This window comes from Lysinibacillus sp. FSL K6-0232, from assembly GCF_038008325.1.
Classification (GTDB): domain Bacteria; phylum Bacillota; class Bacilli; order Bacillales_A; family Planococcaceae; genus Lysinibacillus.
In genome coordinates, this window is the sequence record NZ_JBBOYW010000001.1 from 368,635 (window position 1) to 383,159 (window position 14,525).

Consider the following 14,525-nt stretch of genomic DNA (forward strand, 5'->3'; position numbering starts at 1 on the left):
AGGAATTATGGAATTTATTACATTAGAAAATGATATTGTTAAATTAAAGCCTTTGGAATTAAACGATAGCGAAGGGTTATTAACGGCAGGGAGTTATCCAGAAATTTGGTCTTATATGCCCATAGCAATTGAAAAAAGGGAAGATGTGGATAACTTCGTGGAAAATGCATTAATAGCAAAACAACAACAAAAGGAATTTCCGTTCGTCATTGTGGATAAACAATCAGGTGACATTGTAGGGTCTACTCGATTTATGGATATAGATAAGAAGCATCAGCGCCTTGAAATCGGCTATACATGGCTAACACCTGCTTATTGGCGTACAGCGATAAATACAAACTGTAAATATTTATTATTGCAATATTGTTTTGAACAGCTTCATTTACAACGAGTGCAAATTAAAACAGACCATAATAATAGACGTTCGCAACAGGCGATTGAACGTATTGGTGCTATAAAAGAAGGCGTTTTACGCAATCATATGGTACGCAAGGATGGCACCACTCGGCATACAGTGATGTATAGTGTAACAAAGGAAGAATGGCCACAGATAAAGCAGCATTTACAAAAGGCCTTCCAGCAATATATCAATGAATAGGATTAAAATGGAATTTTATTAATACTTAAGGCTTTTTTTCGGCTTGAAAAGTGTCAAAAAATAGCATGTAGGGTAGAGTATCTAAAACTTGAAAGAGGGTAATCTACTTGAAACCAAAGTTTACATTAAGACAAATTTATGGTGATAATGCTGTTTACACGCCTAGAACACCATATAGTGATAATCCATGGATGATGGACAATCAGCATAAACTGGATGCTTTAACCGCAAGGGAAGTAGCGATTGCTGATATACCTGTATTGGTGCATAGAGCCACACAAACTGCAAAAGCACAGGAGCTTCATCAATTAGCAGGGCTGCCATGGATTGAGCAGTCTTATAGCTATGATACAGAGGAAGAATATACAGCACAGCTTCAAGCTTGGTGTGCAGAGGGCAAGACCATTGTTTGTCAGTATATACATGATCCAGAGCATATGGAGCGCCAATGCTATTGGATGGATGCAGAGAAGTTTAATGAATTAAATACAAAAGCATATATTGATCATTTAATTGATAGCAAATTTGTACCAAGTCGTGTCAATGTGGAAACATATAGACTGTCAGACGCCATTAAAAATTGGCAGCCGCCTGTTGTTTTGAAGCCAGGGGATGACTCTCCAACATCAGGAGGCTATGGAGTAATTATTTGTCATAATAAAGAAGAGCTGACTGAAGGTTTACGGCAATTTCGAATGGCTGGTACAGAAAGTATTATTATTGAGGAGCTTTTACAGACAAAGGATAATTATAGCTGTCAATTTATTTATTCGAAGGAGCTAGGTGTTCAATACTTAGGCGCTTCACAGCAAATTACTGATGATAACGGTATTTATGAAGGAAATATTATGGTAGAAAAAGTGCCTGAAAAAGTAATTGAAGCGGGACACCATATTATGGAGCGTGGCGTTGCAGAAGGCTTTGTGGGAGTAGCAGGCTTTGATTTAATTGTTACAGAGGCTGGCGATGTTCAGGCAATAGATTTGAATTTCCGTCAAAATGGCTCTACCTCAATGCTGATGTTCCATGATGCTTTAGGCAAGCCTATCAATAAATTTGCGACATATGCAGCACAAAGACCAGAGGAGAATAGCGCCTTTTATCGAACCATTAAAGCATTGGTGGAGCAGGGAATCTTATTACCATTATCCTTCTATGATGGTGACTACTTCGAACAACCCGTTGCTTCTAGGTTTGTTGGGATTTGGTATGCAGATACATTAGAGGAGATTGAGCAGCTTGAAAAGCAATTACTAAAAAAGAATGGTCATTAATCGACCATTCTTTTTTTATAGATAATTGCTGTTATAAACCAAGTAACCAGTGACCAAACGATAATTGTTATGATAGGAATGATGACGTCTAACATGGAATATTGACCTTCTAATGCTTCTGCTAGTAGTAATAATTGCGAGCTAGGTAGCCACTCTGCTATCTTTAGAATCGGATAAGTAGAAGAAAGTAGCATAGCAAGTGGTCCTATGGAGAAAATAATAATAACAGGCAAAACAATAATGGATGCCTCCATTGTCGATTTAGCGAATAAGCCGCACATAGTACCTAATGCAATATAAAACACTGTTGAAAGGACGAATGCAAGAGCGATAAGCAGCAGATTAGCTGGCTCATAGCCTACCAGAAAGGCTGTTAAGGCTATAACAATAATTGTTAAAATAAATGTAAATAAGCTTTTGCCAATTAAAATATCACCAAGTGAAGCAGGGGAGAGCATTAAACCACGAAGTGTATTTTTCTCCTTTTCCTCAGCAATCAGGCAGCATTGTACATAGGCTGTTACGACTGCGAAGGCCATATTTATTGGCAGAAAAAGAGTATCCATTGTATGAGTACCAGTTTTATTGTAGATAAAAGCTAGCATTAATGGCAGCAATACCATTAGGGATACAGCATAATTACGTGAAAATTCCTTATAATCCTTTTTAAAAATTGCCTGAATACGTGTTATTGAAAGATTCATACTAAATCACTCCCTGTTATTTGCATAAAAATATCACCTAATGTTGGCTCATTTGTATAGATGCGAGAAATTTCGTTCGCTTGCATCCATTGATACAGCTTCTCTGCATCCTGTGCACCGTTGTGAATTATCTGCTGTGTACCATTTTTAAGCTCTACTGTAATGGAGTCATCACCAAACTCCTGCTTTAAAGCTTTTGGTGCACCAATTGCTTGAATTTTCCCATTATGCAGGAAAGCTACACGATCACACAGTATTTCAGCTTCACTCATATCATGTGTTGTTAAAAAAATTGTTGTTCCCATAGCATTTAATTTGCGCAAGCCATTGTAGATATGCTGCGTATTCACAGGGTCGAGAGCAGAGGTAGGCTCGTCTAAAAATAATAATTCAGGCTTATGCATAATAGCACGGGCAAGTGTAACACGTTGAATCATTCCCTTTGAAAGCTGACTGACCTTCTTTTTACGATCAGCATATAAGTTTACAAAATCTAAAGCCTCTTTTACAGCAGTTGCTGGTAGCTGGTAGAGTTCATGATAAAGCTGCAAATTTTCCTCAATTGAAAGCCTTGTATATAAACCACTATTATCCGATAAAATGCCAAACCGTTGACGATTTTGCTGTTGCTTCATATTTTTAGCTGGCTGCCCGAACAGTAAAACATTTCCAGATGTTTTATCAGTTTGAGCAGTTAATATTTTAATGGTAGTTGTTTTACCAGAGCCACTGGGTCCAAGAAAGCCAAATATTTCTCCTTTTTGAATGGTGAAAGAAACATCTTGTAATGCTGTTTCTTTCTGAAATGTTTTTTTCAAATGCTGTACATTGACTATTGTGTTCATAGGTAAACCTCCTGTTTGTTGTGGATGTCTACACTATAAACAACAAATAAGAGCCTTACAGTAAATTTCAGTTGAAAGGCAGAAAATTGATCTTCAATGAAACAATAATGAAGGTAACAGGAGTCGATTATTTCCTGGGAAATCTACTAAATTCCGAGTATTTTCTTTAAATTGGCTAGTTTATTTTTCGACAATGGCACAACAGTCTTGTCAGTACTATTGAGTGCCAAACTATAGCTATTGCGTGTCCAAGTAATAATTTCTCGAACCTTTTGTAGGTTGACAATATAGGAACGATGGCTTCTAAAAAAGCCAAATGCTGTCAATTTTTGCTCTAGCTCATTTAAAGATAACGCACATGGATACGCCTCTCCAACAACATACACCAAAACAACTCCCTCAACACTTTCAATATAATCAATTTCAGGTGGGTTAAATAAAATAATTTTGTCATTTTTCTTTGTAGGGATTTTATCAAAGCGAATAGGTATATGCTCAGGAGGTTGAGGTGCTTGTTCAGAGTCCTCTTCTTTCACATCTAAAATATGTAAACCTGTTGTATCTAATCGATAAATTTCACTACATGACATCATTAAGTCCTCTAAATTATTTGATAATAAAAGGATGCTTTTTTGTTGTGCTTGAATAACCTCGAATATTTCCAAAATATTTTGCTTAGAAAATTCATCAATATTTTGGAATGGTTCCTCTAAAACTTGAATAGGTGCTTGATTAAGATAGGTATTTAATAGCTTTAATCGTTGCTTTTCACTATAAGTAAGCTTATGAATACGATTATTTTTTTGCTTGGTAAGGTTAAAAAGCTTTAATAAATTTTCTATTTCATCATTTTTATAATGAAAAAGCTTTACAAAAAACTGGATATATTCGTATACAGTAAGACGTTCATATAAGGCACTTTCACGAAAAGAGGTAAAGGTATCTTGTCGTTTTAGAAACCAGTGCATTAATGTATGTATTTTTGAAACATCTGTATAGATACCAATAATCGCGCCAATTTGTAAGGAAAGATGGAAGCTAGAATAAATAACATTGCCTCCTTCGATATAAGGATCGACTAGAATTTTAATGTTTTCTGCCATTTTATAATGTTCCCCCTGTAGTTTTCTTGCTCGCATCTTTTTCTAATAGTGTATCAAAAAGCATTAAACTTATTAAATATCTTCAAAATATAGCTATATTGTTCATAAAAATAGTTGATAATGATTATCATTATCGTATAATGAAAATAGAAGGAATCAATAAGTACAGTAATGCAAGAGCTGCTGTTGAAATAACTATAAATCAAACGAAGGGCGTGTTCAGCATTGTTAGAACAAGAATTATATGATGTAACGATAATTGGGGGAGGGCCAGCGGGGTTATATTCAAGCTTTTATTGTGGTTTACGTGAAATGAAAACAAAGCTTATTGAATCACAGTCACAGCTTGGTGGGAAAATTCATGTGTATCCAGAGAAAATGATTTGGGATGTTGGCGGTGTTACACCTATTTCAGGAGGGCAATTAATTCAGCAATTAGTAGAGCAGGCATTAACATTTAATCCTGCTATTTATACAGATGAGAAAGTGCTGTCCATTGCTAAAAACGAAGAGGGTATTTTTATAATCACGGCTGAATCGGGAAATATTCATTATTCAAAAACAGTTATTGTTGCTATTGGTGGTGGTATTTTAAATCCACAAAAAATTGAAATTGAAGGTGCCGAGCGCTTTGAAGTATCCAATTTAAACTACACAATCAAATCCTATGAAAAATTTAAGGATAAAGCTGTTATTATTTCGGGTGGTGGTAATACAGCTGTTGATTGGGCACTAGAGCTAATGGAAGTAGCCTCAAAGGTCTATTTAACATATCGTAAAGATCAGTTATCTGCCCATGAAGCTCAAATTACAGAGCTAATAAATAGTACAATTGAGTGTCATTATAACTCTGAAATTACAAAATTAATTGCAGATGATCAAGCAGGCATGATTAAGGCTGTTGCTTTAACAAATCATAAAACGGGTACTGTCACAGAAATTCCTATTGATGAAGTAGTTATTAGTCATGGTTATGTACGTGATAAGGAGCTGTTAGACAATAGCCCGTTAGCCATTGAGCGTCAAAATGACTATTTTATTGCAGGCTCCATTAATAGTGAATCTTCTATTCCCGGTCTTTTTGCTGCAGGAGATATTTTACATCATGATGGAAAAATTCATTTAATCGCCGCAGCCTTCCATGATGCACTTCATGCTGTAAATAGTGCGAAAAAGTATATTCAACCGGATGCCTCTGAGGGCGGTATTGTATCCTCGCATAACGATATTTTCAAACAACGTAATCGCAAGCTACTACAAGAAAGCTTAAAATAAATGATCATATTGAAAAACACCGAATGAAAAAATAATGTTCATTCGGTGTTTTTTTATATAGAAAGAACATAGCTTTCTCTTTTTTGGATAACCTAAGCTAGAAATAATAATATGAGGTGATGATTATGATAATCGAAAGGTCATCTGACTGGGAAGAAGGCTTTATTAATCGATTAAATCATCTTGAACAATGGCAGAGCTGGACATTATATAAGATGAGCTATGATACAGTAAAAATGAAATTGATTCCTGATTTTACAGGATTACAGGCAACCAACTATTTGCCTAATTTAAAGCCGCTAAAGCACCAGCTAGAAGCTGCTGAAACGGTTATTGAGCGCATGAATGGCAAGGCTATTTTAGCAGATGAAGTAGGTCTAGGGAAAACGATTGAAGCGGGCTTAATTTTAAAGGAATACCTTATTCGAGGGCTTGTTAAAAGAGCCTTAATTTTAGCCCCTGCCTCTCTTATTAATCAATGGATTGAAGAGCTAAATACTAAATTTCATATACCAGCCGTTGCTTATAAAAAAAATTGTCCAATTGAGCGCTATGATGTCTTAATTATGAGCATGGATACTGCCAAAAAGAGCCCACATAAAGAACGTATTTATGAGCAGGATTATGACATGATTATTATTGATGAGGCACATAAATTAAAAAATAATAAAACGCAAATTTATGAATTTGTACAAGGCTTAAAGAAAAAGTTTTGCTTATTACTTACAGCTACACCAATTCAAAATGATGTTTTTGAATTATATTATTTAATTTCCTTATTAAAGCCTGGTCATTTAGGAAATTATGATACATTCCAATCCGCCTTTTCAGCCAGCAAGCATCATTTAGAGCATAATGATTATTTAAAGGAGCTGGTCAATCAAGTAATGGTTAGAAACCTGCGAGAAGATACAGGTATTGAATGGACAAACCGCTGTGTGCAAATTGTGCCGATTACATTTACGAAGGAAGAGCAAGAGGTTTACGATATGCTTGGCACACTAACAGGCACAGGCTCCTTTGCATTAATTACATTACAAAAGGAAATGTGTAGCAGTAAGGAAGCGACAGCTCTTACATTAACAAATATGCTGGAAGACTATGCACAACCACAGGACATTGAAGCAATTTTAACAAAATTAATGGCTTTAGAGGTCAATGCAAAGGCAGAAAAGACACTTGAAATTATTGAGCAGGTGAAGGATAAGGTTATTATTTTTACAGAATATCGTGCCACTCAAATTTATTTGCAATGGTATTTACATGCTAGAGGCATAACAAGTGTATTATTTAACGGTAAATTTAATAAAAGTAAACGAGATTATATGAAGCATCTTTTTAAAGAAAGGGCACAGGTGTTGATTGCAACAGAGGCAGGCGGTGAAGGGATAAACCTGCAATTTTGTCATCATGTGATCAACTATGATTTACCATGGAATCCAATGAAGCTGGAGCAACGCATTGGTCGTGTCCATCGTTTAGGGCAGGAGCATGACGTCCATATCTATAATCTTGCTATTGAAAATACAATTGAAGAAAAAATCTTGGAATTACTTCATACAAAAATTGATGTATTCGAGAAGGTCGTTGGCGATTTAGATGCTATTTTAACAAACTTTAAAGAATCTGTATAAGGTGAGGAGAACAAGCTATGTATCCGCAACAGGTCCAGCATTATTTAAAGGAATTTTTTATGGAAAATAACTGTACGATTTTAGGAGAAGAGGATCACTATTTAACTGTGCAATTAACAGTAGATATTGATAAAAGAATTATGAATAGACCGTTTTATTGGCAATATATCGAGGCGACAAATAGTGAGCCAAATCCAGCACAAGTTACCTTTATTACCAATCAAACAGCTATGGCTGGCAATCTATTTGGAGAAGCTATTCATTATGGATCGCCACGTTTAAATCGCTTATTTCAAGCAACAAGAGAGCTAGGTGCTTATGTGCAATTGTTTGAAAAGGTTGATGGTGATATGGGGCAGGTCATTTTAACGCCTTGGCTAGGTGTTAATTTTAAAGTTTCCTACTGCTGTGATCGTACAAAGGAGATGCTTTATTCCTATGGTATTAATTTATTGACGGGTGTTATCAAAGAGAATTTTCATGAAAGTATTTGTGCATCAGAGTTTGATACAGCACCAGCAGATAATGCTTTTCATGTCCAGTATATTATTAAGCCTATTCGAGCGCTTGAAAGATTAAAGGAGGCGATCGATTCAATTATTGAACAGGACGATCATTCATGGGCAGTTGAAGCACAAAAACGCTGGCAGCGAGATCAACGTGTGCTCGATTATTTCTATGAGGATGTAGAAGAGAAGCCTGAATGCTATGAAGTTGAAAAAAAGGCATTAGAGGAGCAATACGCATCCAGAATTAAGATAGAAATTATTAATGGAGGATTATTTTATCTATTTTAAGCAAAGGGATACTCGCAAAGCTAGAGCGAATACCCGCGGAGCCGAAGTGAATACTCGCGAATGCGAGAGAAATACCCGCGAATGCAAAAGGCACATCCGCAGGTAGGGGAGAAACTTCTTCTATATTTAATGATTCTCCACGAGGTTTTGAAGCTGTGCCAACTTATTGTCCCAAAATAAATCAAAGTATTGGAGCCAATTTTCAACTTCCTTTAAACGCTCTGTGTGCAATGTATAGATTTTTTCGCGGCCCTTTTTTTGGGCGGAAACGAGCTGAGCCTGCTCCAATATTTTTAAATGCTTAACAACGGCTGTTCGGCTGATAGCAAAATGCTCGGCAATGTTAGAGATAGGTCTATCGCTTTTGGCAAGAAGCTGTAAAACATTGCGTCTTGTTGGGTCAGCAATTGCTTGAAAAACATCGTATTGAACTGCTGCTTGTGTCATTAAGCTTCCACAGCCTCTTTTAATTTTTGATGGATAATCATTGTCCAGCCACCATCCATATTTTTGCGTACAGCCTCAGCTGTTAAATTAGCTTTAGGAATAGTATGAGAAGATTCCTTCCAACCGCCATGTGTTAATGTAAATTCTGTTTGCTGGCCTACTTCTTGCAGCTCAAACGTCACAAACCAGCCATTTTGGTCCCAAGCAAAGCGTAGAAAATGGGGTGCATCTACACGCTCTACTTTACAAGGTGATGGTCCAAAGGGTGATTGTATTGTAAATTCATGGCCTTCAATAGGTTGAAAATCATTAGGCATAAACCAAGTAGCAATCTGGTCGGCTGTCGTCACCGTTTCCCATACTTTTTCGATAGGGGCATTGAGCGTAATTGTTTTAACAATATCTTGCAATTGTTCAATCATATTGATAACTCCTTTATTTTAAAATATAACCATAAGGTGTTACAAATATATAACACCTTATGGTTATATGTCAATGAAAATCAATTATCCTCTTTTTGTTAGTGATTGTGTATGCTACAATATTTTTTATAATTTTCTGATAGAAAGAGGGGAATGCCTTGACCAATCTATCTGTTTTCTTAGTTATGTGCATTTTGTTGATTATTTTACCTGGTCCTGATACAGCCATTGCTACTAAAAACACATTGACTGTAAATAAAAAGGGCGGTTTGCAGACGATAATTGGCTGCTGCTGTGGCTTACTGATTCATACATGTGCGGCTGTTATTGGACTTTCTGCGATTATTGTGAAATCGGCCTATATATTTGCCGTTTTAAAATATGTTGGTGCTATTTATTTATGTTATTTAGGGATAAAAACATTGTGGGCACTGCGAACAATTCGTACACAGTCACCTGCTGTACATGATGAGGCGAATATAGACCATAAATATGCACAGCAATCTTGCTTTAAGCAAGGGTTTCTCACAAATGTAACAAACCCAAAGGTTGCTGTATTTTTTCTAACATTTCTTCCTCAGTTTGTAGATGGCAAGAGCGATACTTTTCTGCCATTTCTGATAATGGGGCTAATATATATCGCTTTAACAGCACTATGGTTTGTGTTCTATGTCTATCTTTTAGATAAAATTAGTGCCTTTATGAAAAAGCCAACGACAAAGGCTGTTATTGAAGGGCTGACCGGGGCTGTACTAATTGGCTTCGGCATTAAGCTAGCATTTGAAAAGGCTCATTAAAAGGTGACACAATAAAAAACTTCACGAAAATACAGCGTACTGTACTTTCGTGAAGGTCTACTAGAAGAATAGGAAACCAATGCTAATAATAATTCCTGTAAAAATTAAAATAAATAAACAGAAGCCCATAATATCCTTTGCTTTTAAGCCAGCAATTGCAAGAGCCGGCAATGCCCAGAATGGCTGAATCATATTTGTCCACGCGTCACCCCATGCAATTGCCATCGCTGTTTTTGCATAATCTGCTCCAAGCGATGTAGCAGCATCTAGCATAATAGGTGCTTGCACTGCCCATTGCCCGCCACCAGAAGGTACAAAGAAATTGACAAGACCTGCTGCATAGAAGGTAAACAAGTAAAAAGTATGTCCATTTGAAATATTTACAAACCACTCTGAAAATACAGCCGCTAAGCCAGAAGCGGTCATCATCCCCATAATTCCTGCATAAAACGGAAATTGGAAAACAATACCTGTTGTTGTTTTAATAGCATCCTGTGCAGCTGCAAGGAAACGCTGTGGTGTGCCGTGGAAAATAATTCCTAATATAATGAAAATGGTATTCACAACATTTAAATCAAGCATAAAGCCCTTTGTTATAAAATGATGGAATAAATAGGCAAGCCCGATTAAACCAATTAAAATTGTTAAAATATAGCTGCGCTCAGAACGGCTAGCAAAATTATTTTCAGGCTTTGGCAGTTCTGTTTTATCTTCAACTAGTAGGGCAGGATCAACCTCCACCACATCTTTTTCCTTTGGCATCATCCAACGATTAAAGAAAGGTAAGGTTAAGACAATAACAATGACGATAAATAAGTTATATGTTGAAAAAAGCGTTACACTTGTAGGAACAACTCCCATAATATCTGCAAATGGATGTCCCTCTGTTGCAATTGATAGTGGAACAGAGCCAGCAAGTCCCCCATGCCAAATGACAAAACCTGAGTAAGCGCTTGCTATTAATAGGCGATAATCTACTTTCTTAACATAACGAGCAATTTCCTTTGCAAATAAGGCACCAATTACAAGTCCAAATCCCCAGTTAATCCAGCATGCTAACAGTGAAACAAATGTTACAATAATAATTGCCATGCTCGGTGTTTTGATTTTACTTGCAACACTTGATAGTGCTTTTTTAAAGACAGGGCTATTCGCTAAAATATGACCTGCAGCTAAAACAATAACCATTTGCATTGTAAATGATAGTAATCCCCAAAAGCCATCTCCCCAATATGTCACCATATCAAGAGGAGAGGAATCCGTTAAAGTGACCCCTAATAGTAGCACTAATACTGTGAGTATAGTGACAAATATATATGGGTCAGGTAAATATTTTTCCATTATAGCATTTGAAATTTTTGTTAAAGTTTTCATTTTGCAAATCCCCTTTCTTTTCTACCATCCCATATTGATAATATTGCATAGAAAAATAGCGAAATAAAGAGAAATTTAGCACGAAGAACGATAAACGAAACTTAAAATAGAACAATTTGTTTAGTGATTATTTTGGATTTTATATAAGTAAAGATTGCTATAATAATTAACAAAGCCTTGTTACTACTGTATTTATCGTAATTATTTTAAGGTTAATCAAGGATGGAAAGTAACTATAATAAATAAGGACATTTAGAATATTTTTTATAACAAATTAGAATAAATAAGGAGCTAATTATGGAGTTACGAGATTTAAAAGCATTTATGGCAGTAGTGGAACATGGAAGCTTTACAAAGGCTGCAAATGAATCATTTGTATCACAGCCATCACTCAGTAAAAGCATAAAAAAATTAGAGGATACATTACATGTTGAGTTATTAAACAGGTCTACACGCAATATAGAGCTAACAGATGCAGGTAAAATTGTTTTTAAGCAGGGGCAAAAAATTATACGATCCGTGCAAGATTTACATATTTTATTGGATGATTTATTAAATATTAAAACAGGCTCCATCAAGCTAGGCATTCCACCTTTAATTGGAACGTTATTTTTTCCTGAGATCGCTAGAAGGTTTCATCAGCACTATCCAAATGTACATTTAGAGCTTGTTGAGCGTGGGGCTAAAATGGTTGGAGCACTTGTAGAAAATGGTGATGTTGATATGGGCATTGTTGTATTGCCTACAGATGAACGGAAATTTTCGATTCAGCCATTTATAGAGGATCAATTTTTTGTCTTTATCAATGAGGCTCATCCACTAGCACAGCAGGATTCTATTCAGCTACAGCAATTAAAAGATGAAGCATTTATTCTTTTTGCTGAGGAATTTACGTTGCATGATTATGTTATTAAATCGTGTAAAAGTGCTGGCTTTACACCGATAGTAGCCTATAAAAGTTCACAATGGGATTTAATTATAGAGCTTGTATCCTCTAATTTAGGGGTGACATTGCTGCCATATTCCATTGCAGCTAAACAAACAAATAATAATGTAAAAATTATTCCGCTTAATAAATTTGATATGCCTTGGCGTCTAGGAATTATTACAAAGAAAAACACTTATCAATCTTATGCATTGAAGCAGCTACTTCAAATGATTGGTATGAAGGAGGAAAATTGATTTATTCCTATTTAGCATAAATAGTATTCTAATTAATTCCTTTACTTATAAAATCATAATGATGTAGAATTTTCCTTAATAAACGAGCAATTTTAGGGGGTTTCGAGATGGTGGATGGGAAAGTATGGAGTTCATTTCAGGAAGCTGTTGCAGATATTAAGGATGGCGATACATTAGCTGTAGGAGGCTTTGGACTTTGTGGAATACCAGAAAAGGCCATTGCTGCGCTTGTACAGCAAGGAACAAAGGATTTAACGGTTGTAAGCAATAACTGTGGTGTAGATGATTGGGGATTAGGTCTTCTACTTGCAAATAAGCAAATTAAAAAAATGATTGCTTCCTATGTTGGTGAAAATAAAATTTTTGAGCAGCAGTTTTTAAGCGGAGAGCTAGAGGTAGAATTAACACCTCAAGGTACACTTGCTGAACGTCTTCGCGCAGGTGGTGCAGGAATTCCTGGCTTTTATACGGCTACTGGCGTTGGTACACCGATTGCTGAAGGGAAAGAAGTAAAGGTGTTTGATGGGAAGGAATATATTTTAGAAGAAGGAATTACTGCTGATTTTGCGCTTGTAAAAGCATGGAAGGCAGATAAGCTAGGAAATCTAGTGTATAGAAAAACATCACGTAACTTTAATCCACTAGCTGCAATGTCTGGAAAAATTACAATTGCAGAGGTGGAGGAAATTGTAGAAGTAGGCGAGCTAGACCCAGACCATATTCATACACCAGGCGTTTTTGTACAGCGTGTATTAGTAGGGGAAAATTATGACAAGCGTATTGAGCGTTTAACGGTAACAAAGGGGGAAGCATAATGGATACAAGACAAAAAATTGTGAATAGAGCTGTAAAGGAAATAGAAAATGGCATGAATGTCAATTTAGGTATTGGTATCCCAACTCTTGTTGCGAACGCTATCCCAGCTGATTATAATGTGCTTTTACAATCGGAAAATGGGCTTCTTGGTATTGGTCCTTACCCAACGGAGGATGCAGTGGACCCTGATTTAATTAATGCAGGGAAGGAAACAGTAACGGCAGTGCCAGGAGCTTCCTTCTTTGATAGTGCTGAGTCCTTTGCTATGATTCGCGGTGGTCATATTGATCTTGCTATTTTAGGCGGGATGGAGGTTTCAGAAGAAGGCGACCTTGCAAACTGGATGATTCCTGGAAAGATGGTCAAGGGCATGGGCGGCGCAATGGATCTTGTCGTTGGTGCTAAAAGGGTTATTGTTGTGATGGAGCATGTCAATAAAAATGGTGAATCAAAAATTAAAAAGCAATGTGAGCTACCATTAACGGGGAAAGGCGTTGTTCATCGTTTAATTACGGATCTAGCAGTATTTGATTTCACTGAAAATGGTATGCAGCTTATTGAGCTAGCAGAGGGTGTTACATTAGAGGAAGTTCAAGAAAAGACGGACGCTTTGTTTATGGTAGCGCTAGTATAATAAAAAGATGAGGCTTATCAAACAGCCTCATCTTTTTCGGCATTAACCCTCTAAAGCTTCATCCTCATGATAGTGAGTTGCTGCGGATTCAATATCGACCTGCAAATAATTAGCCCAATCCACATTGTTATAATCCTCTTCACTAAAATAAATATTTAATAGCTCTGTCATTGTTTGATCGCCATCGGGTTCGGTAAGTGGCGCATACCAAGTAATAGCTGGTGTTTTAACATCTTTAAGCTTCGATAATTCCGCAAAAATTTTAGTTGAATCCTTTAGCATCTGACTTTTTGAACCCTCTGTTACATCCGTATCTTGAATAGAAATCGTCACAACACCTTTAGATTCTTCCACAGAAAATTTATTTTTCACAATCGCACCGACAATATCTTCAACAGAAGTATCCTTATCCACTGCTACCTCCGTCGGCTCCACTTTTTTCCCACATGCTGTTAGTAATAATGATATAGTGAGTAATACATACATAAATTTTTTCAATAGCATAACCTCCCTTATTACTTCATATATGGGCAAAATGAAAGGGAATTATACAAGGTAAGAGAAAATGAATATTTATGAAATTATTCTAATATTGCTTACATATAGCAAAATGAGTGGGTTGT

16 protein-coding genes are annotated in these 14,525 nt (G+C 36.3%); 9 read left to right on the forward strand and 7 right to left on the reverse strand.

From position 1 onward, the window contains the following. Positions 1–7: 7 nt before the first annotated feature. Together MHB42_RS01765 and ldmS are read left to right on the forward strand one after the other, a co-directional pair. A complete protein-coding gene (locus tag MHB42_RS01765; RefSeq protein ID WP_340804039.1) occupies positions 8–598 on the forward strand; it encodes a GNAT family N-acetyltransferase in 591 nt (196 codons plus the stop codon). A 107-nt stretch (positions 599–705) separates the two neighbouring features. Then, positions 706–1,872: an L-aspartate--L-methionine ligase LdmS gene (ldmS, locus tag MHB42_RS01770; protein WP_340804041.1), complete on the forward strand. Its 1,167-nt coding sequence runs from the start codon at positions 706–708 to the stop codon at positions 1,870–1,872. Here ldmS and MHB42_RS01775 read toward each other — a convergent pair. The 3 genes from MHB42_RS01775 to MHB42_RS01785 form a co-directional block, all read right to left on the reverse strand. Beyond that, on the reverse strand, positions 1,869–2,576 hold the full coding sequence (locus tag MHB42_RS01775; RefSeq protein ID WP_340804042.1) for an ABC transporter permease: 708 nt from the start codon (positions 2,574–2,576) through the stop codon (positions 1,869–1,871). The two genes, ldmS and MHB42_RS01775, sit on opposite strands and share 4 nt — an antisense overlap. Further along, positions 2,573–3,421: an ABC transporter ATP-binding protein gene (locus tag MHB42_RS01780; protein WP_340804043.1), complete on the reverse strand. Its 849-nt coding sequence runs from the start codon at positions 3,419–3,421 to the stop codon at positions 2,573–2,575. Before MHB42_RS01780 ends, MHB42_RS01775 begins: the two co-directional genes overlap by 4 nt. Positions 3,422–3,567: 146 nt before the next feature. Beyond that, positions 3,568–4,524, reverse strand: coding sequence for a LytTR family transcriptional regulator DNA-binding domain-containing protein (locus MHB42_RS01785; RefSeq protein WP_340804045.1), 957 nt, complete (start codon positions 4,522–4,524; stop codon positions 3,568–3,570). Between the two features lie 225 nt (positions 4,525–4,749). Between MHB42_RS01785 and MHB42_RS01790 the strand changes: the two genes are divergently transcribed. The 3 genes from MHB42_RS01790 (at position 4,750) to MHB42_RS01800 (ending at position 8,230) form a co-directional block, all read left to right on the forward strand. Continuing rightward, complete coding sequence (locus MHB42_RS01790; protein WP_340804046.1) at positions 4,750–5,799, forward strand: NAD(P)/FAD-dependent oxidoreductase; 1,050 nt, start codon at positions 4,750–4,752, stop codon at positions 5,797–5,799. Positions 5,800–5,918: 119 nt separating this feature from the next. Further along, a complete protein-coding gene (locus MHB42_RS01795) occupies positions 5,919–7,433 on the forward strand; it encodes a DEAD/DEAH box helicase (protein ID WP_340804047.1) in 1,515 nt (504 codons plus the stop codon). A gap of 17 nt (positions 7,434–7,450) precedes the next feature. Further along, complete coding sequence (locus tag MHB42_RS01800; protein ID WP_340804048.1) at positions 7,451–8,230, forward strand: YqhG family protein; 780 nt, start codon at positions 7,451–7,453, stop codon at positions 8,228–8,230. 126 nt (positions 8,231–8,356) lie between these two features. Here the strand turns inward: MHB42_RS01800 and MHB42_RS01805 are convergent, their stop codons facing one another. Both MHB42_RS01805 and MHB42_RS01810 read right to left on the reverse strand, forming a co-directional pair. Further along, positions 8,357–8,677 (reverse strand): ArsR/SmtB family transcription factor, encoded by a 321-nt coding sequence (locus MHB42_RS01805; RefSeq protein WP_340804049.1) that lies wholly within the window; start codon positions 8,675–8,677, stop codon positions 8,357–8,359. Beyond that, positions 8,677–9,099 (reverse strand): SRPBCC family protein, encoded by a 423-nt coding sequence (locus tag MHB42_RS01810; protein WP_340804050.1) that lies wholly within the window; start codon positions 9,097–9,099, stop codon positions 8,677–8,679. Before MHB42_RS01810 ends, MHB42_RS01805 begins: the two co-directional genes overlap by 1 nt. 158 nt (positions 9,100–9,257) lie before the next feature. On the opposite strand from MHB42_RS01810, the gene MHB42_RS01815 reads away from it, so the two are divergent. Further along, positions 9,258–9,896, forward strand: a complete 639-nt coding sequence (locus MHB42_RS01815; RefSeq protein ID WP_340804051.1) for a LysE family translocator — start codon at positions 9,258–9,260, stop codon at positions 9,894–9,896. A 60-nt stretch (positions 9,897–9,956) separates the two neighbouring features. Here the strand turns inward: MHB42_RS01815 and MHB42_RS01820 are convergent, their stop codons facing one another. Next, complete coding sequence (locus tag MHB42_RS01820; RefSeq protein ID WP_340804052.1) at positions 9,957–11,270, reverse strand: short-chain fatty acid transporter; 1,314 nt, start codon at positions 11,268–11,270, stop codon at positions 9,957–9,959. A gap of 297 nt (positions 11,271–11,567) precedes the next feature. Here MHB42_RS01820 and MHB42_RS01825 point away from each other — a divergent pair, with 297 nt between their 5' ends. The 3 genes from MHB42_RS01825 (at position 11,568) to MHB42_RS01835 (ending at position 13,902) form a co-directional block, all read left to right on the forward strand. Beyond that, positions 11,568–12,452 carry a LysR family transcriptional regulator gene (locus tag MHB42_RS01825; RefSeq protein ID WP_340804053.1) on the forward strand — a complete coding sequence of 295 codons (885 nt, stop codon included), beginning with the start codon at positions 11,568–11,570 and terminating at the stop codon, positions 12,450–12,452. Positions 12,453–12,559: 107 nt separating this feature from the next. Further along, on the forward strand, positions 12,560–13,267 hold the full coding sequence (locus tag MHB42_RS01830) for a CoA transferase subunit A (RefSeq protein ID WP_340804055.1): 708 nt from the start codon (positions 12,560–12,562) through the stop codon (positions 13,265–13,267). Then, positions 13,267–13,902: a 3-oxoacid CoA-transferase subunit B gene (locus MHB42_RS01835; RefSeq protein WP_340804056.1), complete on the forward strand. Its 636-nt coding sequence runs from the start codon at positions 13,267–13,269 to the stop codon at positions 13,900–13,902. The genes MHB42_RS01830 and MHB42_RS01835 overlap by 1 nt, the downstream gene beginning before the upstream one ends. 42 nt (positions 13,903–13,944) lie before the next feature. On the opposite strand, the gene MHB42_RS01840 is transcribed toward MHB42_RS01835, so the two are convergent. Beyond that, positions 13,945–14,406 (reverse strand): hypothetical protein, encoded by a 462-nt coding sequence (locus MHB42_RS01840; RefSeq protein WP_340804057.1) that lies wholly within the window; start codon positions 14,404–14,406, stop codon positions 13,945–13,947. Positions 14,407–14,525: the final 119 nt, after the last annotated feature.